This is a genomic window from Micromonospora endophytica (assembly GCF_003236305.1).
GTDB classification, from domain to species: domain Bacteria; phylum Actinomycetota; class Actinomycetes; order Mycobacteriales; family Micromonosporaceae; genus Micromonospora; species Micromonospora endophytica.
In genome coordinates this window covers 1-405 of sequence record NZ_POTX01000549.1, presented here as the reverse complement: position 1 = coordinate 405, position 405 = coordinate 1, and the positions used below count along the sequence as shown (strand labels likewise).

Below are 405 nucleotides of genomic sequence, written 5' to 3'. Positions count from 1 at the left end.
CACCCGCTCCAGACCAGGGGACAGGTGCGCGTCACACCGCGTCGGCAACACCGGCGCCAGCTCACCCAGCAACGCCGCCAGCTCACCGACACCCGCCGGCCCCGACAACGCCAGCAACGTCGGCGGCCGCGCACCGTGATACAGCAACGCCACCGCCTCACCCCGGCGAAACCACGAGGTGTACGGCCAGAAGAAATCGTCCAGATCACCCAACTCGTAGGCGTGCAACAGCGGATCCCGACCCAACAACCCCGCCAGCACCCCACGATCATGTTCCGCCCGCACCGACATCCGTCGATGATCACACGCCGGTGGCCGGCCCACTCACCCAGCCACCCACTGGTCATAACCGAGCCGGCCCACCAACGCCAACACCACCACCAACAGCACCACCCGCACGAACCC

At 67.9% G+C, this 405-nt stretch carries 1 pseudogene; it reads right to left on the bottom strand.

Features of this window, described 5'->3' with window-relative positions:
* Positions 1 to 291, bottom strand: a pseudogene (locus C1I93_RS31045) (GNAT family N-acetyltransferase); the annotation flags it as partial.
* Positions 292 to 405 lie beyond the last annotated feature (114 nt).